Annotated in this window: 18 protein-coding genes and 2 pseudogenes; 7 read left to right on the top strand and 13 right to left on the bottom strand. The window is 73.7% G+C overall.

The window, feature by feature from the left end; all coding sequences use genetic code 11:
• Positions 1–52 precede the first annotated feature (52 nt).
• The 9 genes and pseudogenes from ACZ6S4_RS15635 to ACZ6S4_RS15595 form a co-directional block, all read right to left on the bottom strand.
• Entirely contained in the window at positions 53–1,774 is a 1,722-nt protein-coding gene (locus ACZ6S4_RS15635) for a class I adenylate-forming enzyme family protein (protein WP_465475591.1), read from the bottom strand.
• Positions 1,771–3,114, bottom strand: coding sequence for a flavin monoamine oxidase family protein (locus tag ACZ6S4_RS15630; protein WP_465475590.1), 1,344 nt, complete (start codon positions 3,112–3,114; stop codon positions 1,771–1,773). The genes ACZ6S4_RS15635 and ACZ6S4_RS15630 overlap by 4 nt, the downstream gene beginning before the upstream one ends.
• Entirely contained in the window at positions 3,111–3,332 is a 222-nt protein-coding gene (locus tag ACZ6S4_RS15625) for an acyl carrier protein (RefSeq protein WP_433729128.1), read from the bottom strand. The genes ACZ6S4_RS15630 and ACZ6S4_RS15625 overlap by 4 nt, the downstream gene beginning before the upstream one ends.
• A complete protein-coding gene (locus tag ACZ6S4_RS15620; RefSeq protein ID WP_465475589.1) occupies positions 3,329–4,789 on the bottom strand; it encodes an amino acid adenylation domain-containing protein in 1,461 nt (486 codons plus the stop codon). The genes ACZ6S4_RS15625 and ACZ6S4_RS15620 overlap by 4 nt, the downstream gene beginning before the upstream one ends.
• A pseudogene (locus tag ACZ6S4_RS15615) lies at positions 4,786–5,337 on the bottom strand (TIGR03086 family metal-binding protein); the annotation flags it as partial. The pseudogene ACZ6S4_RS15615 and the gene ACZ6S4_RS15620, both read right to left, overlap by 4 nt.
• Before the next feature lie 42 nt (positions 5,338–5,379).
• Positions 5,380–6,273, bottom strand: a pseudogene (locus ACZ6S4_RS15610) (SDR family NAD(P)-dependent oxidoreductase); the annotation flags it as partial.
• Between the two features lie 19 nt (positions 6,274–6,292).
• Positions 6,293–7,576, bottom strand: a complete 1,284-nt coding sequence (locus ACZ6S4_RS15605; protein ID WP_465475588.1) for an MFS transporter — start codon at positions 7,574–7,576, stop codon at positions 6,293–6,295.
• Entirely contained in the window at positions 7,573–8,796 is a 1,224-nt protein-coding gene (locus tag ACZ6S4_RS15600) for an AMP-binding protein (protein WP_465475587.1), read from the bottom strand. Before ACZ6S4_RS15600 ends, ACZ6S4_RS15605 begins: the two co-directional genes overlap by 4 nt.
• On the bottom strand, positions 8,793–9,770 hold the full coding sequence (locus ACZ6S4_RS15595; RefSeq protein ID WP_465475586.1) for an ATP-grasp domain-containing protein: 978 nt from the start codon (positions 9,768–9,770) through the stop codon (positions 8,793–8,795). The genes ACZ6S4_RS15600 and ACZ6S4_RS15595 overlap by 4 nt, the downstream gene beginning before the upstream one ends.
• A gap of 97 nt (positions 9,771–9,867) precedes the next feature.
• On the opposite strand from ACZ6S4_RS15595, the gene ACZ6S4_RS15590 reads away from it, so the two are divergent.
• Together ACZ6S4_RS15590 and ACZ6S4_RS15585 are read left to right on the top strand one after the other, a co-directional pair.
• The gene (locus ACZ6S4_RS15590; RefSeq protein ID WP_465475585.1) at positions 9,868–11,124 is read left to right on the top strand and encodes an ATP-grasp domain-containing protein; all 1,257 of its coding nucleotides are present in this window, start codon (positions 9,868–9,870) and stop codon (positions 11,122–11,124) included.
• The gene (locus ACZ6S4_RS15585) at positions 11,124–12,347 is read left to right on the top strand and encodes an ATP-grasp domain-containing protein (RefSeq protein ID WP_465475584.1); all 1,224 of its coding nucleotides are present in this window, start codon (positions 11,124–11,126) and stop codon (positions 12,345–12,347) included. Before ACZ6S4_RS15590 ends, ACZ6S4_RS15585 begins: the two co-directional genes overlap by 1 nt.
• Here ACZ6S4_RS15585 and ACZ6S4_RS15580 read toward each other — a convergent pair.
• Positions 12,328–14,850: an AfsR/SARP family transcriptional regulator gene (locus tag ACZ6S4_RS15580; protein WP_465475583.1), complete on the bottom strand. Its 2,523-nt coding sequence runs from the start codon at positions 14,848–14,850 to the stop codon at positions 12,328–12,330. The genes ACZ6S4_RS15585 and ACZ6S4_RS15580 overlap by 20 nt on opposite strands.
• A gap of 6 nt (positions 14,851–14,856) precedes the next feature.
• Positions 14,857–15,279: a hydroxyphenylacetyl-CoA thioesterase PaaI gene (gene paaI / locus ACZ6S4_RS15575; protein WP_465475582.1), complete on the bottom strand. Its 423-nt coding sequence runs from the start codon at positions 15,277–15,279 to the stop codon at positions 14,857–14,859.
• Positions 15,280–15,639: 360 nt separating this feature from the next.
• On the opposite strand from paaI, the gene ACZ6S4_RS15570 reads away from it, so the two are divergent.
• From ACZ6S4_RS15570 to ACZ6S4_RS15550, 5 genes are all read left to right on the top strand, one after another.
• Positions 15,640–16,473, top strand: a complete 834-nt coding sequence (locus ACZ6S4_RS15570; protein WP_465475581.1) for a hypothetical protein — start codon at positions 15,640–15,642, stop codon at positions 16,471–16,473.
• Positions 16,470–17,681 carry a fumarylacetoacetase gene (gene fahA / locus ACZ6S4_RS15565; protein ID WP_465475580.1) on the top strand — a complete coding sequence of 404 codons (1,212 nt, stop codon included), beginning with the start codon at positions 16,470–16,472 and terminating at the stop codon, positions 17,679–17,681. Before ACZ6S4_RS15570 ends, fahA begins: the two co-directional genes overlap by 4 nt.
• 43 nt (positions 17,682–17,724) lie before the next feature.
• A complete protein-coding gene (locus tag ACZ6S4_RS15560; protein WP_465475579.1) occupies positions 17,725–18,024 on the top strand; it encodes a hypothetical protein in 300 nt (99 codons plus the stop codon).
• Positions 18,025–18,231: 207 nt separating this feature from the next.
• The gene (locus tag ACZ6S4_RS15555) at positions 18,232–19,974 is read left to right on the top strand and encodes an alpha/beta hydrolase (protein WP_465475578.1); all 1,743 of its coding nucleotides are present in this window, start codon (positions 18,232–18,234) and stop codon (positions 19,972–19,974) included.
• The gene (locus tag ACZ6S4_RS15550; protein ID WP_465475577.1) at positions 19,971–20,927 is read left to right on the top strand and encodes a glycosyltransferase family 2 protein; all 957 of its coding nucleotides are present in this window, start codon (positions 19,971–19,973) and stop codon (positions 20,925–20,927) included. Before ACZ6S4_RS15555 ends, ACZ6S4_RS15550 begins: the two co-directional genes overlap by 4 nt.
• Before the next feature lie 42 nt (positions 20,928–20,969).
• On the opposite strand, the gene ACZ6S4_RS15545 is transcribed toward ACZ6S4_RS15550, so the two are convergent.
• Both ACZ6S4_RS15545 and ACZ6S4_RS15540 read right to left on the bottom strand, forming a co-directional pair.
• On the bottom strand, positions 20,970–22,307 hold the full coding sequence (locus tag ACZ6S4_RS15545; protein ID WP_465475749.1) for a M1 family metallopeptidase: 1,338 nt from the start codon (positions 22,305–22,307) through the stop codon (positions 20,970–20,972).
• Entirely contained in the window at positions 22,304–26,212 is a 3,909-nt protein-coding gene (locus tag ACZ6S4_RS15540) for a Pls/PosA family non-ribosomal peptide synthetase (protein ID WP_465475748.1), read from the bottom strand. Before ACZ6S4_RS15540 ends, ACZ6S4_RS15545 begins: the two co-directional genes overlap by 4 nt.
• Positions 26,213–26,215: the final 3 nt, after the last annotated feature.

Here is a 26,215-nt window from a genome sequence, read left to right as displayed (position 1 = left end):
CGATGCTCCGGCCCTGGCCGCAGCCCCGGGCGGACGCGCGGCGGGCCCCGCCTCAACCGCTGACCGGCCCGGCCGGATCCTCCTCGCTCTGGTGGAACATGCCGGCGTGCCGGGTGCGCAGCTCCCGCTTGAGCACCTTCCCGGTGGGACCGAGCGGGAGATCCTCGATCACCACCGCGGCGAGGGTGGCCAGCCCGGCCGCCGACAGCTCCTTGTTCGCCTTCTCCAGGATCAGCTCGGCGGTGGCCGCGGCCGCGCCGGCCTGCGGGCGGACCACGGCGATGGGGATCTGGCCGCAGCCGTCGGGGGCCGGTACGCCCACCACCGAGCAGTCCAGCACCAGGTCGGCGCAGTCGGCGATCAGCACCTCCTCGATCGGCAGGCTGTAGACCGGCCCGGCCAGGGTGTCGATGACGTCGACCGTACGGTCCAGGTGGTAGTAGTTGCCCTCGGCGTCGCGGCGGGCCACGTCGCCGGTCAGCCAGTAGCCGTTGAGCTCGAAGCTCTCGGTGAGCCGCGCGTTCTTCCAGTAGCCGGGCGTCCGGGACGGGGTGATCACGCCGAGCAGGCCGACCGTGCCGTCGGGGAGCTCGTTGCCGTCGTCGTCGAGCACCGCCGCCTTGATCACGGCGTCCTGCGGCTTGCCGACGCACCTGTCGTTGCGCGGCGTCTCCGGGGTGGTCAGACCGCCGAACAGGGCCATGCCCATCTCGGAGGAGCCGAGCCCGTCGATGAACTGCGAGCCCGGCAAGGCGCCGTCCGCGGCCCGGTCCTGCGGCAGCAGCCAGGCGGCGAGCAGCCCGGCCGGCCGTTCGCCCAGGCCGACCAGGCGCCGGATGTGGCCGTAGTGGGCGGAGTCGCCGGTGTTGAACCAGGAGTGCACCCGGGCCGCGCCGCGCACCGGCAGGTCGCCGGTGGCCAGCTCGACGAAGGTACGCGGGAACGACGCCAGCATGGTCGGCTGGAACGTCTCCATCACCGGCTCGACCACGCTGCGGCGCCAGTCGGCCATCACCACCGTGGGCAGGCCGAGCAGGACAGCGGTGAGGAAGTAGCTGAGCCCGCCGGCGTGCGTGTGCGGCATCAGTGACATCAGCCTGTCGTACGGCTCGGCCGGGAACCGGGTCATCCGCGCCTGCTTGCCGTCCCAGAAGCTGCGGTGCCCGAGGATGGTGGACTTGGGGCTGCCGGTGGTGCCCGACGAGTGGATCAGCGCGCACACGTCGCCGGGCCCGTGCCGGTACGGGTACTGCTCCGGAAGCTGCGTACCCGTGTCGTCAAAGGCCTGGATCTCGGCGGCGAGCGTCAGGAACCGGGGCCGGGTGGCCGGGTCGGCCCGGTACGCCGAGGCCAGCCGCGTGGTGTCGTCGGCGACCACTCCCACCACGCCGACGTGCTCGAGGTAGCGGAGCAGCACGTCCGGCCGCATGGCGTCGTTGATCATCGCCGGGATGGCGCCCAGCGCGGTCAGGGCCAGATAGTGGATCAGCGGTTCCAGCCCCTCGGCGACCACGATGCCGACCGGGTCGCCGGCCCGGACCCCGTTGGCCCGGTACCACCGGGCGTACCGGTCGCGCAGGGCGGCCAGCTCCAGCAGGCTGTGCCCGCGCAGCGTGACCTGGCCCCGGTGGTCGACGCTGTGCGTGTGGATCAGCGGCACCGCCCGGTTCGGGTTGGACCGCACGGCGTGGTCGAGGAAGTTGCCGGCGCCCAGGTCCGGCTCGGTCATGAACTGCCGGCGCACGCTCAGCGGGGCGATCGGACTGTCGGTCATCGCGTTCTCCTTGCGGTTTCGTGGCTGGACAGGATTTCCGCGGCCACCCGGTGACCCGAGCGGATGGCACCTTCCATGAGCCCGAAGAACTCGGTGCTCGTCTCCGTGCCGGCCCAGTGCACCCGGCCGTGCGGGGTGCTCAGGTGCGGGCCGAGCCGCGACCAGTCGCCGGGCCCGAACACGGCCGCGTAACAACCCCGGCTGTACGGCTCGTTCACCCAGTCGCTGACGTGCACGGCGACCGGCTCCGGCAGCCGGGGGAACAGCTCGGCGACCTGGTGCAGGGCCTCGGCCTCGCGGGCCGCCGGGTCCAGCGCCGCGAACCGGTACGCCTCGGCGCCGGTCACGAACCCGGTCAGCACCCCGGCGCCGGCCCCGGGCGGCGAGTCGTCCACGGTCGACAGCATCGGGCCGGTGGCGCTCACCGACCAGCCGGACAGCCCGTGCGCGTGCCAGTACGGCTCCCGGTAGACGATCTGCACCTTCACCGCGCAGCCCCGCCCGGTGGCCGTGGTGGCCCGGGGCGCCGGCAGGCCCGGCCGGTAGTCGATGGCCTGGGCCAGCGCCGGCGGCACCGCCACCACAACCGCGTCGCCGTGGTGTTGCTCGCCGGTGCCGGTGTGCACGCTCACCCGGCCGTCGTGCTGGTGGATCGCGTGCACGGGCCGGTTCAGCCGGATCCGGGCGCCGAGCTGCGCGGCGAGCCGTTCGGCGACCTGGTGGGCGCCGCCGAGCACCCGGTCCTGCTGCGCGCCGCCGGCGAACGCGTTGAGATATCTGATCCCACCGCCCGAGCGCAGGTAGAGCGCCATGTGCAGGACGGACACCGAGGCCGGGTCGGCGGCCATCATCTCGCCCAGGAACAACGGGAAGAACAGCCGCGCGTCCGGGTGGCGCAGGTTGCCGGCGGCCCATTCCGCGGCCGTGAGGGTGTCCAGGGCGGCCGCGTCCGGCGTTCGCCACGGCGCGTCCGTCCGGACCCGCGCGGTCAGGTCGTGGAGCAGGTCGAACAGCTCGCCGAGCGCGACGGCGTTCAGCGGCGGGAACCGCCCGGCCCGGGTCTTCTCGCCGCTGCCCAGCGCGAACCGGCTGCCGCCCCACATCGCGGTCGGTGTCGCCGACAACCCCAGCCCGGCCAGCAGCTTGTGCAGTTCGGTGTGCCGGTCACCCAGGTACGCCGCCCCGGCGTCGACCCACGCGCCCGGCGCCACCTCGATGCCGTGGGTGCGTCCGCCGACCCGGTCACGGGCCTCCAGCACGATGGTCTCCACCCCGGCGGCGGCCAGGTCGGTGGCGGCGGTGAGCCCGGCCAGCCCGGCGCCGATCACCACGACGCTCATCGGGGCGCCCCCGCGACCGTGCTGGCCAGCGCGGCCGGGGTGGGCGCGAGCAGAAAGTCCTCGAAGGTCAGCTCGACGCCGTGCTCGCGGGCCACGGCACTGAGCACCCGGGTCGCCAGCAGCGAGTCCCCGCCCAGGTGGAAGAAGTCGTCCTGCTCGCTGACCCGCGGGTTCTCCAGGACCCGCCGGAACAGGTCGGTCGCCTGGTGGACGTTCATGACAGCATCTCCTTGCTCGCGCGCCGATCGACCTTGCCGCTCGCGGTGTAGGCCAGCTCGGCCACGACGTGGATGTGACTGGGAACCAGGTGGGCCGGGACCCGGCCGCGCAGGTGCGCGGTGATCCGGTCCGGCAGCCCGGCGCCGGACGTGCCGGCCCGGGGTACGACGTATGCCGCGAGGGCCGTGCGGCCGGCCACCGTGACCCCGGTGACCAGGGCCGCGCGGATCGCCGGATGACCGGTGAGGTGCGCTTCCACCTCGGCCGGGTCGACCCGGATCCCGCGGATCTTCACCTCGTGGTCGATCCGGCCGCGGTGGGTGAGCACGCCGTCGGCGGCACGCGACACCCGGTCGCCGGTGCGGAAGAACCGTCGCCCGCCGACCGTGACGAAGCGTTCCGCGGTCGCCGCCGGCCGGCCCAGGTAGCCGTCGGCCAGCGCCGGCCCGCCGATGAGAAGTTCGCCGCCCTCGCCCAGGTGCTCGGCCACGTGCGGCAGGGCCCGGCCGATCGGCACCGGGTCGGGCGCTCCGGTCAGCTCCAGCGCGTGGGTGATCAGGGTCGTCTCGGTGCACCCGTACGTGTTGAGCAGCTGAACCGGCCCCGCCGGCAACGCCGACCACTGCGCGACCTTCCCGGGCGCGGCGGCCTCCCCACCGATGATCACGAGCCGTACGCACGCCGGCAGCGCCTCCCCGGACTCGTGCAGGTGCCTTACCAGCTCGTGCCAGAACGCGGTCGGCAGGTCCAGCACGGTGATCCGTTCCCGCGCGAGCATCCGCAGGAACCGGGGGAACGAGCCGCGGTGCGCGTCCGCGTCGAAGACCAGGCACGCGCCGCTGGTGAGCGCGGGCAGGATCTCCTCGAAGCAGGTGTCCCAGTTGAGCGACGCGAACTGCAGCACCCGGTCCTCCGGCGTGATGCCGAACAGCTCACGCAGGGATCCGACGGTCGTGGCGATCGCCCGGTGCGGGGTCACCACAGGTTTGGGTTCGCCGGTCGAGCCTGAGGTGAACAGCACGTAGGCCGCCTCCGGATCGGTGCCGCCGGGACCCGGTTCCGGCCGGCCGTCGGCGCCGATCAGCACCCGGCAGCCGGCGGCGCGGGCCATCGCGGTGCGGCGCTGCCCGGGGAAGCCGGGATCGATCGGGCAGTACGTGCCACCGGCGGCCCACACCCCGAACAGCGCGGTCACCGTGCCGGCGTGATGGCCGGCCGGGACACCGACCACACCGGGCTGTGTCCCGAGGCCGGCGGCGAAGTCGGCCACCCGGGCCGCCAGCTCGGCGTAGGTCAGGTCGACGCCTTCGGCTCTGATCGCCGGGCGATCCGCGTGGACGCGGGCCGCGGTGAGGAAGTCGGCGAGCACGCCGCCGGAACGCCCGCGCCCCGCCGGTCCAGCCCCGTCCGGCCGGGCGCTCGTCGCCGGTTCGGCCCCGCCCGGATTGGCGCTCATCGCTGGCCCCAGGAAGGATCGCGGCCCAGGAAGGCGAGCAGGCGGTCCAGCGGGGGAGCGCCGTCGTCCGCCGGCCGGGCGGGCGCGAAGGTCGCCTGTGGACGGTGCCGGCGTGGCCCGTCCGGCACGTCGCGTTCGGCGATCTCCCGGACCGCGGCGATGACGTCGTCGGTGTGGGTGACCGGCCGCCCGATCGCCGCCGCCACGTCCCAGCCGTGCACCACATAGTCGAGCAGGTGGAAATCGAGCGCCTGCCGGGCCGGCAGCGAGATCCCGTCCCGGATCAGCGGCAGCCAGACGGTACGGTCCAGCGCTCCCTCGGCGGCGAACGCCGCGGTCACCTCTTGTGCGGACGCGGCGTACTCGGCCCGGGGATCCGCGCCGATCGGGGTGTGCCAGTCCGCCGGTCCGGTGTGCTCGCCCCGGACCGCCGCGGCGAACCCGCGGTTCTCCCGGATCATGTGCGCCACGAGCTGGGCCACCGTCCACTCGGCGCACGGGGTGGGCCGGTCCCACTGGTCATCGCGGATCGCCCCGACGGTGTCGGCGCTGTGCCGCACCACGTCCGGGTGCAGGTGCAGGGCCCGCGGCGCCAGCCAGGACCGGGTCATCGCCGACACCGCGGCGCCGTCGGGGTCGGCGAGCTTCGTGCGGACGTACTGCTCGCCCCAGGCGCTCGTCATGATCCTGATCGGGGGCGCGTCGTCGGTGAGCGCGCGGATCAGCACGTCGGCCACCTCGGCCGCGGACTGGGCGCCCGGGTGCCCGCCGCGCGCGACCCAGTCCAGGTAGTCGGCCAGCACCTCGGCGTACGGGCCGGCCGCGGCCAGCAGCGACTCGCGGGTGACGCCGGAGTTGGCGCCGAACGCCGTGCCCAGCACCGGTCCCGGCTCGACCATGACCACTCGGACGCCCTGGCTCGCCGCGACCGGCGCGAGGCTCTCCATGAACCCCTCGACCGCGAACTTGGCCGCGGAGTACGCCTCGTTGAACGGCTGCCCGATGAGCCCGCGCGTGCTGCCCACGGTGACGATCCGGCCCCGGCTGGCGCGCAGATGCGGCAGCGCCGCCCGGGTCACCGCGACCACGCCGAACAGGTTGACCTCCAGCCCGGCCCGGAACGGGGCCATCCCGGCGGTCTCCACACTGGCGAACGTGTTGGCCAGCCCGGCGTTGTTGACCAAGGCGTCGAGCCGGCCGTGGGTGTCCAGCACCCCGGCCAGGCACGCGTCGACCGAGGCCTCGTCGGTGACGTCCAGACGCCGTACGTCGAGCTTCACCCCGGCCGCGTCGGCGGCCTGCCGCAGCGATTTCGCGCGGCCGGGATCGCGCAGCGTGGCGATCGTCGTGCAACCGGCCTGCGCGGCCCGGATCGCGGTCGCCAGGCCGATCCCGGAAGAACAGCCGGTGATCAGCACGATTCGGCTCATGCCATCCCCTCCGCCGGCGCTCCGGTGCTGACATTCGTCGGGCGCTGAGTTGATGATTCGCTTGCAAGCCCGCTCATCCGGCACCCGCCGCCGCGCTTTCCCGGGCCAGCCGGGCGTGGGTGGGGGCCAGGGGGATCCAGGCGAACAGGACCCCGATCAAGGTGCCGCCGACCATGGCGATCCGGGCCGCGTCCAGGACGCCCACCCGCGGGGTGAGCAGTTCGACCAGCACCCCGCCGAGCAGCGCCGCGAACGGGATGACACCCCAGGTGATCGTGCGGAACGCGGCGTGCGAGACGGCCTGGTCGGCCGGGCCGACCCGGGCCTGGCGGACCGCCGCGGTGCTGACGTTGTACCAGACCATGAACAGCCCGTAGAAGCTCAGCGTCACGCCGAGCACGAGCGCCGGGGGCAGCGCCGGTGCGGCCAGGATGCCCAGGCCGGCCAGGCAGTGCAGGAACACCGACCAGGGCATCAGCCGGTCGGCGCCGATCAGCCGGCTGACCCGCTGGGCCAGCAGCGCACCGGCGACGGCGGCGACCGCGGCCACCGACATCACCGTGCCCAGCGTGGACACGGACAGGTGCAGTCCCCGGTACGCCAGGATCGGCAGCACGGTCACGAAGATCGGGCCGCCCAGGTTGAGCAGCGTGGTGCCCAGGATGGTGCCGCGCAGGACCGGGTCGTGCCAGTTGAGGCGTACGCCGGCGACCAGCCGCGTCCACATCGGCTCGTGCTGCTGCGTGCGTACCCCGTACGGCCGCATCGCCCGCACGCCGGCGGCGGAGATCAGGAAGGTGACCGCGTCGACCAGCAGCGAGGCCACGCCGAGCAGGCGGTACAGCACGCTGGCCAGCGCCGGTCCCACCACCTCGGCGACGCTGCGGCTGCCCTCCAGCCGCGAGTACGCCCGCACCCGGCCCTCGGCCGGGACGATCGCCGCGATGGTGGCGACGTAGCCGATGTTGAAGAAGACCGACGCCGCGTTGGCCAGCACCACGACCACGAAGACCAGCGGCACGGACAGCACGCCGAGCCAGTAGGCGACCGGGATGGCGGTGATGGCCAGCATGCGGATCAGGTCGCACCAGATCAGCGTGCGGCGCAGGTCCCAGCGGTCCACCAGCACGCCGGCGGCCAGGCTGAGCAACGGGATGGCCAGGTACTGGGCCATGCCGACCAGGCCCACCTGGAACGCCGAGGCGTGCAGCAGCAGGATCATCACGGTCGGCACCACGAAGACGTTGATCCGGTCGCCGACGTTGCTGACCGACTGCCCGAGCCACAGCAGGTTGAATTCGCGCCCGAGCCCGCGGGCGGGGTCCTCGCGGGCCGGTGCGACGGCCGGTGAGCTCATGTCGCCTGCCGCTGGACCAGCGGGGACACCTTGCCGGTGCGCTCGTTGTGGATCAGCGCGTCGGTGACGGTGACCGCCAGGGCTTCGGGGTCGCGCTGGAAGGCGGTGCTCGGGCCGCCGAAGGCCGAGCCGAGGATGTGGTCGCGGACCCGGCCGGCGAGCCCGTCCGGCGTGCCCCGGGCCGGCACCACCAGCACCTCGCACGTACTGCCGCGGGCCGGATACTCGGTGATGACCACCTGGCTCTGCGAGACGCCGGGCACGCCGGCGACCTCGCGCAGCAGGGCATCCGCGTTGAGCAGCAGGCCGCGGAACTTCACCTCGCCGTCGCGGCGGCCCAGCACCCGCAGCGCCCGGCCGGGCACCCCGCAGGTGCAGGTGACCCACTCGCCGGCGTCGCCGGTCTGGTAGCGCAGCACCGGGTTGAGGCCGTGCGGCTTGAGCGAGGTGAAGTCGATCAGCTGGTCGGCGCCGATGTGCACGAGCTGCGACGGCAGCGGGTGCCAGGTGTCGTCGGCGCACTGCGGGGTGTTGGTGCCGGCGACCCAGGTCTCGGTGCTGCCGAACAGGCCCCAGCGGCGCGCCTGCGGCGCGACCACCGGCAGGTCCTCGTCCAGGCCGGGGTTCCAGGCCTCGCCGAGCCAGAGCACGGTACGCAGGTCGGCCAGCTTGATCCCGAGCTCGCGGGCCCGGCCGATGATCGGGCGCAGGACGCTGGGCGTGCCACCGATGGAGGTGACCCCACGGTCGGCGAAGAACTCCAGCCAGACGTCGTACTCGGTGCGGTTGATCGCGCCCAGCCCGATCCCGGTGCAGCCGGTCAGGTCGGCGTAGGAGTTCATCAGGTAGTGCGCGCCCCACAGCTTGCCGGCGCCCCAGCCGTTGACGAACAGGTCGTCCGGGCCCAGCGGCTTCCACTGCTCGTACACCTCGGCCATGTACAGCCCGGTGGGGGCGTAGCCCAGCTTGGGCGAGCCGGTGCTGCCGCCGCTCTGGAACGTCCAGGTGGCGCCGTGCTGCGCCTTGGGCTTGAGGTGTTCCAGTGCCACGTTCAGGTCGTCCTTGCGCATGACCGGCACGTGGACCAGGTCCTCGAGGCTGTCCAGGGCGACGATGTCGGCGTACCGGGCGGCCAGGGCCGGCACCGAGCGCAGCTTGGCCAGGGTGTCGGCGACGGTGGCCACCGCCAGCGGGGCGGCGGAGAAGAATTCGGTGGTCACAGCGCACCTCCGTGCAGTCGCGCGTGCCCGTCCCGGTACGCCAGGAACCGGTCCCGGACGATCGCCCGGTTCTGCGCGACGACCTCGGGGTCGCGGGAGTCGGGGCACATGATGGCGCCGTCCGGTTCCACCTCGGACAGCCAGAACCGTTCGCCGTCGTGCAGGAAATCCACGCAGAAGTACGGCATCGGCAACTTCTTCGCGAAGTAGTCGACCGCCGCGGCCAGCTCATCCGGCAGCGGCGCGTAGTGCAGCCGCGCCCCGGTGCTGTACTGCGGGTAGCGGGCACCGTCGCCGGGGATGCGCACCAGCGTGGTGTGCGGCTTCCCGTCGACCATGTGGATGCGGTAGTCGGTGGTGGCCCGGCCCAGGTACGGCTGGAACACCAGCGTGGTGTCACCGCCCTGGGCGAGGCTGAGCAGTCCCCGGACGTCGTGGGCGTCGTGAGCCATGTTGATGCCGCGCGAGGCGGCCCAGCCGGACGGCTTGACGATGGCCGGGTACGGCAGGTTCTCGACCGCGGGCAGGAACTCGTCGTACAGCAGGTCGCGGCCGGAGCCGATGCGCACGGTCGGCACCGGCGGGATCGGCGAGTCCTTGAGGAACAGCAGGGTGGCCAGCTTGTCGTTGCCGAGCGCGGCCAGCCAGCTCGGGTGCGGCAGGTAGAAGCCGGCCTGCTCCAGCACGGCGTAGAGGGTGAACTGGTTGAACGCGTCGGCGGCCTGGTACGGCAGCGTGTACGGCGAGGTGACGAAAAGGGTGTCCCGCGGGGTCACCAGGATCCCGTCGACGTACACCTTGGGGCTGCGGGGGTCCAGGGCGTCCACCGTCACCGCCTCCGGCGCGGTCCGCTCCCAGCTCAGGCCCAGTTCCTTGGCCACCTCCTGATAGGTGCGCCAGAACGCGGCGTTCCACTGCGCCGCGGTCCGGGTCGATTCTCGGTCCGGGAAGATCCAGCACATGCGCTGCAACATGGGCCGAAGCCTGACGGGCGCCGCTTCAGATCCACCATGGATCCGCTGCGCAGCGGATCTGTAGCGAATCTGCAGCGCCCCCGGCCACGGTGGGGCGATGAGCGCTTCCCGAACCGTCGTGATGGTCGATGCGTACGCCCCGACCCGGCGCCTCGCGCCGGTGTTCCACCAGGCCGGCTACCAGGTGGTCCGGGTGCAGAGCACGCCGGAACCGCCGCTGGTGTACCAGGGCGCGTTCGACCTGTCCCCGTACGCGGCGAACATCGTGCACACCGGCGACCTGGCTGCCACGCTCGCGGCGGTCCGCGGGCACGACCCCGTGGCCGTGGTGGCCGGGGGCGAGATCGGCGTGGAGTTCGCCGACCTGCTCGCCGCCGAGCTCGGCCTTCCCGGCAACGGCACCGCGCTGAGCGTCGCCCGCCGCGACAAGTACGTGCAGATCGAGACGTTGCGGGCCGCCGGCCTGCGGGCCACCGGGCAGCTGCTCGTGGAGAACGCGGAGCAGCTGGCCGCCTGGCACGAGGCCCAGGGCGGCCGGATCGTGGTGAAACCGATCCGCAGTGCGGCCGGCGACGGGGTGCACTTCTGCGCCACGCCACGGGAGTCGGTCGCCGCGTACCGCAAGATCCTGGGCAGCGAGAACATCTTCTCCCGTCGCAACGAGGCCGTCGTCGCCCAGGAGTACCTGGCCGGCGGCGAGTACGTGGTGGACACGGTCAGCTGCGACGGCGCGCACCAGGTCACCGACATCTGGAAGTACGACAAGCTCACCGTCAACGGCATCGTCGACCTGACCTGCGGGGTGCGCCTGCTGCCCCGGCACGGCGCGGTCCAGCAGGCGCTGGTGCCGTACGCGTTCGCGGTCCTGGAAGCGCTGGGCATCCGCTACGGCGCCGCCCACCTGGAGATCAAGCTGACCCCGTCGGGGCCGTGCCTGGTCGAAGCCGGCGCCCGGATGGCCGGTCTGGACCTGCCCGGTTTCTGCCGGCCCGCGCTGGGCGAGGGCCAGCTGGAGTGGATCGTCGACGCGTACGTGCGCCCGCAGCGCTTCGCCGCCCGGGTCGGCACCGACTACGAGATCAGGAAACACGTGGTCAGCGCCTGGGCGGTGTCCACCGTGGAGGCGCGGCTCAAGGCGTACCCGCTGATCGGGGTGATCGAGGGCCTGGAGAGCCTCTACGACATCCGCCCGGTGGTCGCCCCGGGAGGCCGGCTGCGGCGCACCGTCGACGACCTGAGCACCCCGCTGATCGTCAACCTCATGCACCCGATCGAGGAGGTCGTCGACCGCGACTTCGGCACGTTCCGCTACCTGGACGGCCCGGCGTTCTACGAGCTGGCGGAGGACGACTGATGCCGGCCCGGCCGCACATCGTGGTCATCCACCGCTGGCGGGCCCGCTACGCCGAGTACGCCCGGTACCTCGACCATCGCACGCACACCGTCACCTACGTCGCCACCGAGGTCGGGGCGTCGGCGGTGCCCCCGGACGCGGCCGCGGTGCTGCTGGTCGACGCGACCGACGACCTGCCCGCCGTGACGGAACGGGTCAAGCAGCTGGCCCACGAGTTCGGGCCGCCGGCCGCGATCGTCGCGCTCAAGGAGGACGATCTGCTGGTCGCCGCCCAGCTGCGGCAGGAGTGGGGCTGCGCCGGGTGGACACCGGGGGAGCTGCGCCCCTACCGGGACAAGGTGACGATGAGCGGGCAGGTGGCCGGCGCGGGCCTGGCGGTGCCGGCCTTCACGACCGTACGGGAGGCGGCGACCGTCCGCGCCTTCGGTGACCGGTACGGCTGGCCGGTGATCGTCAAGCCCCGCACGGGCAGCTCCAGCGCCGGCGTCGTACGCCTGGACGGGCCCGGTGACCTGCGCGAGGTGGACTTCACCGGCCGGCCCCGGCTGATGGCCCAGTCGTTCGACCCGCGCCCGATCCACCACGTGGACGGCTACTTCGACGGCGCGGCGCTCGGCCCGTACCGGGTGTCGCGGTATCTGAACACCTGTCTTGGCTTCCGCGGCGGCACCCCGCTCGGCTCGGTGGAGGAGGACGATCCCGGCCTGGTGCGGGCCGTCGGCGCGTACGCGGTGCGGGCCCTGGCCGCCCTGTCCGACCGGCCCGTGGTGTTCCACCTGGAGCTGTTCGTCGACCGCGCCACCGGCGCGTGCGCGTTCCTGGAGGTCGGTGCCCGCGCGGGTGGGGCGGAGATCCCGTTCCTGTGGCGTGAGGTGCACGGCTACGACCTGATGGAGGCGGCGTTCCGGCTGGCGCTGGGCCGTCCGCCCCGGGACTGGCCGGCCGCGCTCGCCCAGCCGGGCGGTGAGGTGGCCGGCTGGCTGCTGGCGCCCGCCCCGGCGCAGCGTCCGTGCCGGATCACCGGGGCCGGGTCGATGCTGGACCGCGAGCCCGGCCCGTACGCCGAGGCGGTGCTGCGGCCGGGGGAGATCCTGCCGGCCGCCGACGCGTACTACGAGCACGTCGGCGGCCGGTTCCGGTTCCGCGGGCGGACCTCGGCCGAGGTGGCGGCGGCGATCGCCGCGACGGCCCGGGACTTCCGGGTCAGCGCCGTACCCCTGTGAACAGCCGGGCCGCCAGCCGCCGGTCCGGGCCGGTCACCCGCGGGGCCCGCATGCAGTCGTCCAGGTAGGCCAGGAACCGGACGCCCACCTGGGCGTTCAGCACCAGCCGGGCGCGGCTGAACCGGCTCCCGGTGGCGGCCTCGCACATGATCAGCGCCTGGGCGAAGCGTTCCTGGCCGCGGCCGGCCGAGCCGGTGCGCACCAGCAGGTCGGCGTGGGCGAACAGGGCGATCGTGGAGGCCAGCGGCTCGGTCCCCGGGTCGAGCAGATCGAGGGTCCGCTCCAACAGCGCGCCCGCCTCGGCCGGCCGGCCCTGCCGGGCCAGCAGACTGCCCAGGGCGAACGTGGCGATCCGGACGTGCTCGCCCTGGTCCACGCCGAGCAGCTGGATGGCCCGTTCCAGATGCCGGCCCGCCTCGTCGGCCCGGGCCGGGTCGGTCAGCAGCGCGGCGCCGAGCTGGGTGTGCGCGGCTCCCAGCGTGCGGCTGTCGCCCAGGTTCGTCGCCGCGGCCAGCGCCGCCTCGCACGCCTCGACGCCCACGGCGGGGGTGACCGTGTACGCCCAGCTCACGAAGTCCCAGGTGAGCTGGGGATCGCCGCGCTGCGCGACCCAGCGGGCGACCGCCGGCAGGTCGCCCTCCTCGGCGCCGACGAGCTCGGGGTCCGGCGCCGGCTGGGCCGCGAGCCGCTCGAACGTGGACAGGTACCAGCGGATCGCCCGTTCCTCGGCCACGTCACGGTCGCTCAGGGCGGCGCCGCAGCGGCGGGCGTACCGGCGGACCATGTCGTACCAGCCGTACCGGTCCGGGCCGGTCTCGACCATCAGGTTGGCCGAGATCACCTCGTCCAGCAGCCGCCGGGTCCGGATCACCGAGATCCCGGCCACCGCGGCGGCCAGCGCCAGGCTGACCGAGCCCACCGGGAGCGCGCCGAGCTGGTCGAACAGCCGCCCGGCGGCCGGGTCCAGGCCGGTGCGGGCCTGCACCAGCGCGGCCCGGACGGTCCGCGGGTCGTCGGCCACCGACAGGGTGTCGGCCCGCTCGCGCAGCTCGCCGGCGAAGGAGCCGAGCGACTGGGTGGACCGGGCGGCCAGCATGGCTCCGGCCTGGCGCAAGGTCAGCGGCCAGCCACCGCACAGCTCCACCACCTCGGCGCCGCCCGGCCCGGCCAGCCGGCCCGGGCCGACGATCGCGCACAGCAGGTCGCGGGCCAGCTCGCCGGAGAGCGGGCGCAGGGCGACCGTACGCACCTCGTGGTGCGCGGTGAGCGCGGTCAGCCGGCTGCGGCTGGTCGCCACCAGCAGGCTGCCCGAGGTGGGCGGGACCAGCGGCAGCAGCTCGCCCACGCAACCGGCGTCGTCGGCGACCAGCAGCACCCGCTGGTGGTACAGCCGGGTCCGGAACAGGGCGGCCCGCTCCTCGACCCCGGCCGGCAGGCGCTCCGCGGGGACGCCGATCGCGAGCAGCGCCGCGCCCACAGCCGCGCCGGGGGACAGGGTCGCATCCCGGGCCGACCCGTGCAGGTCCACGAAGATCTGCCCGTCCGGGAACCGGTCCGCGACCGTGTGCGCCCAGCGCACCGCCAGCGCGGTCTTGCCCAGGCCCCCGGCGCCGGAGACGAGCACGACCCGGGGATCGGCGCCCGGCTCCGGCAGTGCGGCGGTCAGCGCGGCCAGGTCGGCCTCCCGGCCCGCGAAGTGCCCGACGCCGGCCGGCATCTGCGCCGGCCGCGCCTTCGGCTCCGGCTCCACCGGCACCGCGCCCGCCACGGCCGGGCGGCGCGGGGCCGGATCCTCGCCGCGCAGGATCGCCGCGTGCAGCTCCCGCAGATCCGCGCACGGGTCGCTCCCCAGCTCGCCGGCGAGCCGCTCGCGCAAGCTCTGGTACGCCAGCAGCGCCTCGGCGCCCCGGTTCGCGCGGTACAGCGCGGTCATCAACTGCCCGGTGAGCCGCTCCCGCAACGGGTTGGCGGTCACCGCGGCCACCATCTCGCGGACCAGTTCCGCGTGCCGGCCCAGGGCCAGCTCCGCCTCGAAGCAGGCCTCCAGGAGCGAGACCCGCAGCTCGGCCAGCCGGGCCCGGTCGGCCTCGACACCCGGTGCGGCCACCCCGCCCAGCGGCTCGCCGTGCCACAGCGCCAGCGCCTGGCGCAGCTTCTCCGCCGCGTCGGCCGGCCGCGCCCGGGCTGCCTGCCGGGCCAGCTCCTCACACCGCTGCAGGTCACAGGCGGCGGCGGGCAGCGCCAGGAAGTACCCCGGGTCGCGGGTGACCAGCGCGCTGCCGATCTTGCGTCGCAGCGACGAGATCAATCCCTGGACGCGGGCCCGCGGTGCCGCCGGGGGCTTGACCGCCCAGAGGCTGTCGATGAGCCGCTCGGTGGACAGCACCGTGCCCTCGGCCAGCGCCAGCAGGGTGAGAACGCTGCGTTCCAGCGGGGCGAGCGGGACCCGCGCCCCGTCCGTACGGGCCTCGACCGGCCCGAGCAGTGCGAGCTCCAGCGCCATCGCCGGTCACTGCCCCGGTGCGACGGCCGGACGCCCGCTCAGCATCACGCTGTGCCCGCGGAACTCGGCGACGGCCTCGCCGGTCGGGCGCCGCACGGTCACGTCGTACACGCCGTTGCGGCCGGCGCGCACCCGTTCGACCGCCTCGGCGAGCAGCTCGTCGTGCACCTCGGCCGGACGCAGGAACGTGACCTGCGCGTGCTGGGCCACCGCGACCGGCCCGTGGGTGTTGCTGGCGTACGCGAACGCCGCGTCGGCCAGCAGGAACAAGTATCCGCCGTGGACGGTCCCGTGCCCGTTGGTCATCGTGGTGGTGACCCGCATCCGCATCAGTGCGCGGCCGGGCCCGAGATCGTCGAGCTGGATGCCGAGCTGCTGACAGGTGAGGTCCCGGTGGTACATGGCTGTGGCGATCCGGATCGTGTCCATGGTGGTAAGCGCCCCCGCTCGTGCCGGTGAGATCGAGAGCGAATCTAACTGTGCGGGTACAGCTTCTGACTAGCAGTGATCATCCATGGACGGTCGCCACTGTCTGGTTCGGCAGCTTTTGTCAGCTACCTTTGGCGCCGTCGGCCAGGCTATGACGCATTAGTCGAAATCGCTGACTCGTGATTGTTCGCACCTAACATCCTGATATGGGCGGGATCCGGCGGCCTATACAGATTGCCCAGCCGGACCCGGTCAGCGATGGCAGATCTGTACAGATTGCCCGCCCCCGGCTGGACGCGTTGTGCACCACAGGCCGTTGACCAAAGCTGGAGCGGCGCAGCGACCCCGACGGAGGTAAGAGTGACCGCACCGCCCCGGCTGTTCCTCGGCCTGCTCGACGACGCGGCCATCTTCCCGCCCGGCAACGAGCCCTTGCCGGACGCCGTACGGGCGCACCGCGAGCGCCGCGCCTCGCCGATGGCGCCGCTGCTCGGCCCGTTCATCTGCTCCCTGCCCCGCTGGGCGGAGCTCACGACGGCACTGCCGGCCGGACCGCCGCTGCCCGTCTCCCTCACCTTTCCCGGCGGGAGTGCGGACGTTCCCGCCGCCATCACCCGGGCGCAGGCGGAACCCGGGGTGGACCTGGTGGCGCTGGAGGTGCCAGCGTCCGCGGCCGGGCTCGCCGAGCTGGTGACCGCGGTCGAGGGGCACGTGCCCCCGGCGGTGCGCACCTACGTCGAACTGCCGTGGGCCGACGTCACCGCCGCGACGGTGGCCACCCTGGCCGCGGCCGGTCTGCGACTCAAGATCCGGACCGGTGGGGTGGTCGCGACCGCCTTCCCCGACGAGCGGCAGCTGGCCGCGGTCCTGGACGCGGCCGTACGCGGCGGCCTCGCCTTCAAACTCACCGCGGGCCTGCACGACCCGGTCCGGCATCGCGATCCCGACACGGGCTTCGAACACCACGGCCATCTCAACGTGCTGCTCGCCACCGGCCGTGCCCTTCAGGGAGCCGACGTCGCCGCCGCACTGGCCGACCAGGACGGCGTACGCGTGGCCACCGCGATCGCCGGCCTCGACGACTCCCTGGCCGGACGGATCCGGCAGCACTTCATCAGTTTCGGCACGTGCAGCATCACCGAGCCGGTCGACGGCCTGCTGCGGCACGGACTTCTCCCGGAGGACCCGCGTTGAGCACCGTCTCCACCCCGTTCGGCGTCGCGACCCTGCCCTACGGGGTGTTCAGCACGGCGGCGGACAGCCGGGCCCGGGTGGGCGTGGCGATCGACGACCTGATCCTGGACCTGGCCGCCGCCGTGCGGCAGTTCGCCCCGGCGCTGGCCCCGGCCGTGGCGGGCCCGTCACTGGACACCCTGCTGGCCGCCGGACCTGACGCCTGGTCGCAGGTCCGCGCCCTGGTGACCGGCTGGGTCGCCGACGGCGCCTTCGCTGAGCGGTTCGGCCCGCATCTCGTGCCGGCGCGGGACGCCGTCATGCACCTGCCGTTCACGGTGGCCGACTACGTCGACTTCTACGCCTCGGAACAGCACGCGACCAACCTCGGCCGGATGTTCCGGCCCGGCCAGGACCCGCTGACGCCCAACTGGAAGCACCTGCCGATCGGCTACCACGGGCGTGCCGGCACGGTGATCGCCTCGGGCACCGACATCATCCGCCCCTGTGGCCAGCGCCGCGGCACCGACGGCGAGATCACCTTCGGGCCGTCCCGCCGCCTCGACATCGAGGCCGAGCTGGGCTTCGTCGTCGGCACCCCGTCGTCCTTGGGCCGGCCTGTGCCGCAGACCGCCTTCGCGGCGCACGTCTTCGGGATCTGCCTGGTCAACGACTGGTCCGCCCGCGACATCCAGGCCTGGGAGTACGTGCCGCTGGGCCCGTTCCTGGGCAAGTCCTTCGCCACCTCGATCTCACCGTGGGTCGTACCGCTGGCCGCGCTCGGCTCCGCCCGGGTGGCACCGCCGGCGCGGACGGTGCCGCTGCTGCCGTACCTCGACGACTCGCGGACGCCGCCGTGGGGACTGGACGTCCGGCTCGAGGTCCGGCTCAACGGCCACGTCGTCTCCCGCCCGAGGTCCGACGGCATGTACTGGACCGGCGCGCAGATGCTGGCCCACCTGACCGCCAACGGGGCGTCGCTGCGCACCGGCGACCTCTACGCCTGCGGCACCATCAGCGGCGAACGCCCGGACCAGCGGGGCTCACTCATCGAGCTCTCCTGGGGAGGCGCCGAGCCGCTGCGGCTCCCGGACGGCAGCACCCGCACCTTCCTCGAGGACGGCGACGAGATCGTGATCAGTGCGAGCGCGCCCGGCCCGGACGGTGCCGTCATCGGGCTCGGCGAGGTGCGCGGCCGCATCCGGCCCGCCACGGATCCGACGCGGTAGGCCCCTGTCCGGGCCGCGACAGCCGTGGCGGATCATCTTCGGCATGGCTGTACTGGTGGAGATCCACATTCCGATGACCGCTGACGGTGAATGGATCGACGACGTCGGTGACTTCATGATCGACCTCGAGGACGAGCTCGGCATCGAGGAGTACGACGACGGCGAGGAGTTCGGCGACGTCTACATCTTCTTCATCGCCGGCGGGAGCGAGCAGAAGCTGCTGGCCGCGGCCTCCCGGGTGGCGAAGCGGGAAGGTGTGCCCGCCGGCGCCTTCGCCATGGTGACCGACACCGACGCTCCGCAGTTCGGCATGGGCCGCCGGGTCGAGCTTCCGGTGCGGTGACCTGCTCAGCCGAACAGGCGATCCCGGGCCACCGATGATCGACGCTCCGTCATCGTTACGGCAACTACTCGGTGTAGTCGGCCACTGGTAAACCCTCTGGCAAGATGCGGTAATTGGTCCGGAAATCAGTGTGGTGATCGCTGTGCGTTTCTGACGATGATCACGCGCTGTGTCGGCGGCTCGCTCGCCCTTCAGGAGGCCCTCCGCATGTCGTTCACCGCTCGCCTGCTCGGCGCCGGACTCGCCGCCGCGCTGCTCGCCGGCGTCGCCGTCGCGCCGGCCGGATCCGCTCAGGCCGCCACCGCAGACGTGACCAGCGCGATGGAGGCAGAGCGGGTCGACCGCGTGCCGACACCGGCTCTGCAGTGGTACACCTGCTACGGAAGCGCCCAGTGCGCCACCGTCCGGCTGCCGCTCGACTACGACGAGCCGGACGGCGCGACGGTGCAGATCGCCCTGCTCCGCGTGAAGGCACGCAAGCAGTCGCAGCGGATCGGCAGCCTGTTCGTCAACCCCGGCGGACCGGGCGGCTCCGGCACCGACATGGCCGCGATGGCCCCCGCCTTCCTCAGCGACAGCGTCCTGGACCGTTTCGACGTGGTCGGCTTCGACCCGCGCGGCATCGGCGCCAGCGACAACCTCAAGTGCTTCCCCTCGACCCGCGAGCAGGTGCTGACCCAGGCACCGCTGAACAAATTCTTCCCGTACGGCGCCGCCGAGGAGGCGAGCTACACCAAGGCCGCCCGCGCGGTCGGGCAGGCCTGCTCCACCACCGGGGCCGCGCTCGCCGGGGCGATGTCCACCGCCGAGGTCGCCCGCGACATGGACGTGCTGCGCCGCGCGGTCGGTGACCCGAAGCTGACCTACCTCGGCTTCAGCTACGGGACCCTGCTCGGTCAGTACTACGCGAACATGTTCCCCGACCGCGTCCGCGCTCTGGCTCTCGACGGTGTCGTCAACCCGAAGTCCTGGGCCGGGGTCCCGGCGCAGGGCTCCCTGCAGGACAACCGGCTGCGCTCGGCCGACGCCGCCTACCGGGCGTTGCGCACCCTGCTCACCCGGTGTGACCACGCCGGGAAGAAGCGCTGCGTGTTCGCTGCCGGCAACCCTCAGCGGCACTTCGCCGCCATTGCGCGGTCCCTGCGCGCCAAGCCGCTGCTGCTGGGCCGCGACGAGAACGGCAAGGCGGTGCGGCTGACCTACGCCGACTTCATCGGCCTCACGCTCTCCGGCCTGTACTCCGCCGAGGCCGGCGACTTCGTCACCTCCGTCGCCGCCGCGGTCGAGACCCTGCTCGCCGCACCCGCGGGCAAGAGCGCGAAAAAGCGGTCCGTGGCGCGGGCCGAGCTGCGTGCACACCTCACCCGGGTACGCACACCGGCCCGCGATTTCCCGTACGACAACACGCTGGACGCGTTCAGCGGTGTCATCTGCACCGACGCCGACCACCCCCGCGACACGAGCATGTGGCCCGCCCTGACCGCGGCCGAGGATGTCCGCGCCCCGTACTTCGGCCGGGCCTGGGGCTGGGGCACCGCCTCCTGCGCCGGCAATACGTGGACCGTGCGGGACGAGGACGCCTACCGCGGGCCGTTCAACCGGACCACCGGCGCGCCGGTGCTGTTCGTCGGCAACTACTGGGACCCGGCGACGAGCTACCGGCAGGCCGAGTCGGCCACCAAGCTGCTGCCGGGCAGCCGCCTGCTGTCCAGTGACAACTGGGGCCACACCGCCTACGGGACCTCGACCTGTGTGACCAGGGCCGTGGACCGCTACCTGCTCGGCGGGGCCCTGCCCGCGGCCGGCACCGTCTGCCACTCGCCGATGCAGCCGTTCAAGCGCCGGGTGTCCATGGCCGGTGCCACGGCCCAGGCCGAAGCGAAGCAGCTTCCGCCGGTCGCCGGTCCCTACGCCGCTTCGTCCCCCCTGCCTCTGGAGTACCGACCGTGAGCCCTGATCACCGCGACGTCAGCGTCGTCATCCCGACCCACACCGAGCGGCGCTGGCAGTCCCTGGTCCGCACGGTGCGATCCGCCCGCACCCAGCGGCACGCCCCGGCCGAGGTCGTCGTCGTGGTCGACCACAACCCGGCCCTGTTCCGCCGCGTCCGGCGCGAGCTGCCCGGCATCACCGTGCTGGAGAACGCCTACGCACGGGGCGCCTCCGGCACCCGTAACACCGGCGCGTTCCACACCGGCACGCCTTTGATCGCGTTCCTCGACGACGACACCGTGGCCTCGCCGGACTGGCTCGGCCGGCTCATGGCGCCCTTCGCCGACCCGGCCGTGGTCGGCGCCGGCGGCGGCATCCTCCCGGCCTGGTCCGGCGAACGGCCCCGGTGGATGCCCGACGAGCTGCTGTGGACGGTCGGCGTCTCCTACACCGGCATGCCGACGGCCACCGCCCCGATCCGCAACGTCTGGTCGGCCAGCATGATGGTCCGGCGCGACGCCTTCACCGCCGTCGGCGGCTTCCGGACCGGCTTCGGTAAACTGGGCGACCGCAACCGGCCCGAGGACACCGAGCTGTGCCTGCGGATGAGCGCCGCGGGCGGCGGGCACTGGATGTACGTGCCGGGCGCGCTGATCGACCACGAGGTGCCCACCGAACGCTCCACGTTCCGGTTCCTGATGCGCCGCTGCTACGCCGAGGGCCGGGGCAAGGTGCAGATGGCCCGGCTGCTGCCCCGTGTCCAGAAACTGGGCGTCGAACGCGACTACGTCCGTCGTATCCTGCCGCGTGCGGTGGTCCGTGGCCTCGTCGCGGCCGGCAACGGCCGGGGTGCCACCCACGCGTTGCAGGCCGTCACCGTCGTGGCGGCGGTGGCCGCCGCCGGAGTGGGCGGCGGCCTGGAAACCCTGGCCGAGCTCATGCACACCGACTTCGGCGACAACCGCAGCTGACGGCGGGCTGGCCGCCACGCCGGGCGGCGGCCGGCCGCACCGTCACCGAGGGAACGGCGGCAGCGCCCGGTTGTCGAGCCACGCGGCGAACAGGTCGTCCAGCGGCTCCCGGGCGAAGCGCTGCGCGTGCGCCCGGAACTGCTCGGTCGTCACCGTCGCGTGCCGGTGCTCGGCCACCCACGCGCGCAGCATCGTGAAGAACGGCTCCTCGCCGATCCGCTTGCGGAGGGCGTGCACCGTGAGGGCCCCGCGCTTGTAGACCAGCGGGTCGAACATCCGGTCGATGCCCGGGTCGGCCACGATGACGTCGCGCGGGCGGGCCGCGATCCGCTCGTACCACTGCGCTGCCAGGGCCTCGGCCGGCAGGTCGCCGGCGACGCCGGACCACAGCCATTCCGCGTACGTGGCGAAGCCCTCGTTGAGCCAGATGTGGCGCCAGTCGGCCACCGTGAGGCTGTTGCCGAACCACTGGTGGGCCAGCTCGTGCGCGACGAGCCGTTCGTGCGTGCGCCGCCCGTCGAGGTGGTTGCGGCCGAAGATCGCCATGCCCTGCGCCTCGACCGGGTCGTCGAGGTCGTCGTCGGCCACCACGACGACGTACTCGCGGAACGGGTACGGCCCGAACAGCCGCTGCATCGCCGCCATGATCTCGCCGTGCCGGCCGAGGTCGTGGGCGGCGTTGGCGCGCAGCGTGGGCGGGATCGCGGCGCGCTGCAGCACGTCACCGGCCGCCAGCTCGATCAGCTCGTAGCGGCCGATCTGGACGCTCATCAGGTACGGCGAGGTCGGCTCGGACCGCTCGTACACCCACGTGGTGCTGCCCGCGCCGCGCCGCCGGGACACGGGATCGCCCGTCACCAGCACCGTGTACGGCGAGGGGGCCGTGACCGCCACTCGGAAGGTGGCCTTGGCGCCGGGCTGGTCGTCGCACGGGAACCAGGACGGCGAGCCGTTCGGCTGGCTCGCGACCAGCACCCCGTCGGTGAGCTCGTCCCACCCGAGGTCACCCCACCGGCCGGAGATCGGCACCGGCTTGCCCGCGTACCGGATCTCCACCCGGAAGGTGTCCCAGGCGCCGATCGGGCGCTCGGGCCTGATCTGCAGCTTGTCCGGCCGGTGGGTGTACTTCACCCGGCGGCCGTCGACCCGGACGTCCTGCACCTGGAGGCGGCCGAGGTCGAGGGTGAACCGCGACAGCGGCTGCTCGGCGATCGCGGTGACGACCGCCCGGCCGGCGAGCCTGTTCGACACCACCCGGTAGTCCAGGTCGAGGTCGTAGTGCAGGACCCGGTAGCCGCCGTTGCCGTGCCCGGGCAGGTAGGAGTCGCTGGAGCGGTCGGCGCCGGGCGTGGCACCACGGGACCCCGGCGCCGGGGTCACGGCCGGCGGCCGGCCGGGGCCGGCCAGGTCGCGATCGGGTTGCCCCGCCACCGGCTGTCGTCCGGCACGGCGTCGCCGCGGGTCACCAGCGAGCCGGGGCCGATGGTGGTGCGGGCGCCGATGCTCGCGCCGGGCAGCACGATGCCGTGCGGGCCCAGAGCGGCTCCCGCGCCCAGTGTCACCTCGTCCATGCTCATCACCCGATCATGGAACAGGTGGGTCTGCACGACACAGCCGCGGTTCACCGTGGCGCCGTCACCGAGGGTGACCAGGTCGTACTCGGGCAGCCAGTAGGTCTCCAGCCAGACGCCGCGGCCGATCTTCGCCCCGAGCGTGCGCAGCCAGGCGGTGAGCAGCGGCGTGCCGGTCGCGAAGCGGATCAGCCACGGCGCCGCGAGGACCTCGACGAACGTGTCGGCGAGCTCGTTGCGCCACACGAAGGAGGTCCACAGCGCGCGCTCGGCGACCCGGAACCGCCCGACCAGCAGCCACTTCGCGGCCGTCGCGGTCGCGGCGGCGACGATCGCCGCACCGAGCAGCACCGGTCCGGCGGCGAGCGCGGCGACCCACAGTCCGTAGGTCTGCCAGACGAAGGCGAGCGCGGCCAGGACGCCGACGGCCAGGGCGGCCGCGCACATCACCGGGATGATGCGGCACAGCTCGATCGCCGCCCGGGCCAGCCTGAGCCGGGCCGGCGGGTCGAAGGTGCGGCTGGTGTCGGCCGCCTCGACGGTACGGCGCAACGGCATCGGCGGCGCACCGAGCCACGACGTGCCCTTCTTCGCCTTGCGCGGGGCCGACGACAGCACACCGACGAGTCCCCGCTTGGGCACCGAACGGCCGGGTGCGGCCATCCCGGAGTTGCCGAGGAAGGCCTGCTTGCCGATCCGGGCCGGGGCGACCCGCAGCCACCCGTGGCTCAGCTCGTACGTGGCCACCATGGTGTCGTCGGCCAGGAAGGCCCCGTCGGCGACCGTGGTCATCGCCGGCAGCGCGAGCACGGTGGAGGCCTCCACGCCGCGCCCGACCTTCGCGCCCAGCAGCCGCAGCCACACCGGCGTGAACAGGCTGGCGTAGAGCGGGAACAGCCCCACCCGGGCCATCCCCATCAGCCGCTCGGTCGTCCACACCTGCCACGCCACCCGGCCCTGCACGGGGTGGTATCCGGCGCGCTGGCCGATGCTCAGGGCCCGGACGGCGACGAGCACCAGCAGCGCATAGCCCACGACGTAGGCGACGGTGCCCACCGCAATGGCGGCCAGCACCGTGCCGACGGCCGGGCGGACGGTCACCGTCCAGCCGAGCAGGACGAGCGCCGGCAGAGCGGCCACCACGGGCACCAGTCCCAGCAACTGCGCGGTGAGGCCGTACGCGGCGGTCCAGAAACGAGACGCCACCCGGGAGCGCGGCGGACGCTGCGCCGGCCAGGCGGCCGGCTCCTTGGCCGCGGGCGCCGCCGGCGAGCCCGACCAGCGCTGGTTGGCCGGTACGGCACCGGCCACAGTCGAGCCCGCGGCGATCCGCGCGCCCTTGCCGACCCGGGCACCGGGCATCAGCGTGCTGCGGGACCCGACCCGGGCACCCGCCCCCACGCGCACCTTGCCGATGTGCACGACATCGCCGTCGATCCAGTGGCCCGACAGGTCGACCTCCGGCTCGATCGCCGCACCCCGCCCGAGCTTCAGCAGGCCGGTGACCGGCGGCGCGGAGTGCAGGTCGACGTCGGGACCGAGCTGCGCGCCGAGCGCCCGGGCGTACGTGATCATCCAGGACGCTCCGGCGACGCTGGTGGCGCCGGACAGCTCCGCGAGCCGTTCGGCGGCCCACAGCCGAAGGTGCACGCCGCCACCGCGCGGGTAGCTGCCCGGGCGTACGCCGCGCAGCAACAGCCGGGCTCCCGCGGCGGCCACGGCGATCCGGCCGAGCGGGCTGAACAGCAGCGCCCAGCCCAGCGCCACCCACCACCAGGACACGACCGGCGTCCAGGACGCCGGGGCCAGCAACGCCAGGACGTTGCCGAGGGCGGCCAGTACGGTCAGCCAGCGCAGGCCGACGAGCGCGAGCATCGGGACCATCAGCACGGCCTGGACCAGCCCGGCGCGCCGCGGCGTCGGCCGGACCTCGCGGCGGGTCGCCGCGGTGGTGTCGAGCGCGTCCAGCACCGCTGCCAGCCGCGACAGCCTCGGGTGCAGGTAGATGTCGGCCACCGAGACCCGCGGGTGCCGCCGGCGGATCCACGCCACCAGCTGCGCCGCGTTCAGGCTGCCGCCGCCGTGGTTGAAGAAGTCGGCCTCCGCCTCGGTGGGACGCACGCCGAGGATCTCGGCCCAGCCACCGGCGAGCCACTCCTCGGTCGCGGTCAGCTCACCGGCCGCGTCCCCGGCGGTGGCCAGCGGCCACGGCAGCGCCGCCCGGTCCACCTTGCCGGACGTACGGGTCGGCAGCGCGTCCACCACGGCCAGCAGCGGCACGAGCGCGGCCGGCAGCTGCTCACGGATGCGCAACGCCGCCGCGGCAGCATCGAAGGTCACACCGTCGGCCGGCACCACGTACCCGACCAGCAGTTGATTGCCCGCGGCGGTCCGCTGCACCGCCGCGGCCGCCCCGGCGACCCCGGGCAGCGCCTGCAGCGCGGCATCGACCTCGCCCAGCTCGATCCGGCGCCCGCCCAGCTTGACCTGCTCGTCACCCCGGCCGACGAACAGCAGCCCCTCGGGCTCGGCCCGGACGATGTCCCCGCTGCGGTACGCGCGCGGCCAGCCCAGCGACGGCAGCGACGCGAACTTCTCGGCGTCCTTCGCGGCTTCCAGGTAGCGGGCCAGACCCACGCCGCCGATCACCAGCTCGCCGGTCTCACCCATCGCCACCGGGTCGCCGGTGCTGTCGACCACCGCGAGCTCCCAGCCGGCCAGCGGCAGCCCGATGCGCACCGGTCCCTCGCCGGTCATCCGCGCGGCGCAGGCCACCACGGTCGCCTCGGTCGGCCCGTAGGTGTTCCAGACCTCGCGGCCCTCGACGGCCAGGCGCTGCGCGAGCTCGGGTGGGCAGGCCTCCCCGCCGAAGATCAGCAGCCGTACCTCCTCCAGCGCCTCGACCGGCCACAGCGCGGCGAGCGTCGGCACCGTCGAGACCACGGTGATGCGCTGCTCGGCGAGCCACGGGCCGAGGTCGACGCCGCTGCGCACCAGCGACCGCTCGGCCGGCACCAGGCAGGCGCCGTGACGCCAGGCCAGCCACATCTCCTCGCAGGAGGCGTCGAACGCCACGGAAAGCCCGGCCAGCACCCGGTCCTGCGGGCCGATCGCCTCACTGACCTCACCGGCGAGGAACAACCGCGCCTCGGCGTCGACGAAGGCCGCGGCGGCGCCGTGGCTGACCGCGACCCCCTTCGGGGTGCCGGTCGAGCCGGAGGTGAAGATGATCCAGGCGTCGTCGCCCGGTCCGGGCCGGGCGGAGCGGCCCTCGGGGGTACGGCGCAGCGAGACGCTCAGCCCGTCACCGAGCACCGCGCTCACGCCCGCCTCGCCGAAGACCAGCTCGGCGCGTTCCTCGGGATCGTCGGCGTCGACCGGCACGTAGGCGGCCCCGGCCGCGAGCACGCCGAGGATGGCCAGATACAGCTCGGCCGTGCCGGACGAGATCCGTACGCCGACCCGGTCGCCGGCGCCGATCCCGTGCCCGGCCAGCGTCACCCGGACGGCCTCGACCTCATCGGCGAGCTCGCGGTACGTCAGCGCGGTGGTGCCGTTGTCGAGCGCGCGGGCGCCCGGGTGTGCGCGCACGGTGTCGTCGAAGATGTCGACCAGGGTGCGGGTGGCCGGCGCCGACGGGGAACGGAACACCGCCGGAGGCACTGGTGCGATGACGATCGGAGGGAGCGAGACCAGCTGCGGTTCGGTCGTCACGGT

This window comes from Actinoplanes sp. NPDC051405 (genome assembly GCF_055586185.1).
The sequence above is the reverse complement of the archived record's forward strand: the minus strand, read 5'-3'. Positions and strand labels throughout refer to the sequence as shown.

Excerpts from the sequence above, each read along its gene's own strand:
- ACZ6S4_RS15635 (WP_465475591.1), bottom strand. The coding sequence starts at position 1,774 with ATGACCGACAGTCCGATCGCCCCGCTGAGCGTGCGCCGGCAGTTCATG.
- ACZ6S4_RS15630 (WP_465475590.1), bottom strand. The coding sequence starts at position 3,114 with ATGAGCGTCGTGGTGATCGGCGCCGGGCTGGCCGGGCTCACCGCCGCC.
- ACZ6S4_RS15625 (WP_433729128.1), bottom strand. The coding sequence starts at position 3,332 with ATGAACGTCCACCAGGCGACCGACCTGTTCCGGCGGGTCCTGGAGAAC.
- ACZ6S4_RS15620 (WP_465475589.1), bottom strand. The coding sequence starts at position 4,789 with ATGAGCGCCAATCCGGGCGGGGCCGAACCGGCGACGAGCGCCCGGCCG.
- ACZ6S4_RS15605 (WP_465475588.1), bottom strand. The coding sequence starts at position 7,576 with ATGAGCTCACCGGCCGTCGCACCGGCCCGCGAGGACCCCGCCCGCGGG.
- ACZ6S4_RS15595 (WP_465475586.1), bottom strand. The coding sequence starts at position 9,770 with ATGTTGCAGCGCATGTGCTGGATCTTCCCGGACCGAGAATCGACCCGG.
- ACZ6S4_RS15590 (WP_465475585.1), top strand. The coding sequence starts at position 9,868 with ATGAGCGCTTCCCGAACCGTCGTGATGGTCGATGCGTACGCCCCGACC.
- ACZ6S4_RS15585 (WP_465475584.1), top strand. The coding sequence starts at position 11,124 with ATGCCGGCCCGGCCGCACATCGTGGTCATCCACCGCTGGCGGGCCCGC.
- ACZ6S4_RS15580 (WP_465475583.1), bottom strand. The coding sequence starts at position 14,850 with ATGGCGCTGGAGCTCGCACTGCTCGGGCCGGTCGAGGCCCGTACGGAC.
- paaI (WP_465475582.1), bottom strand. The coding sequence starts at position 15,279 with ATGGACACGATCCGGATCGCCACAGCCATGTACCACCGGGACCTCACC.
- ACZ6S4_RS15560 (WP_465475579.1), top strand. The coding sequence starts at position 17,725 with ATGGCTGTACTGGTGGAGATCCACATTCCGATGACCGCTGACGGTGAA.
- ACZ6S4_RS15555 (WP_465475578.1), top strand. The coding sequence starts at position 18,232 with ATGTCGTTCACCGCTCGCCTGCTCGGCGCCGGACTCGCCGCCGCGCTG.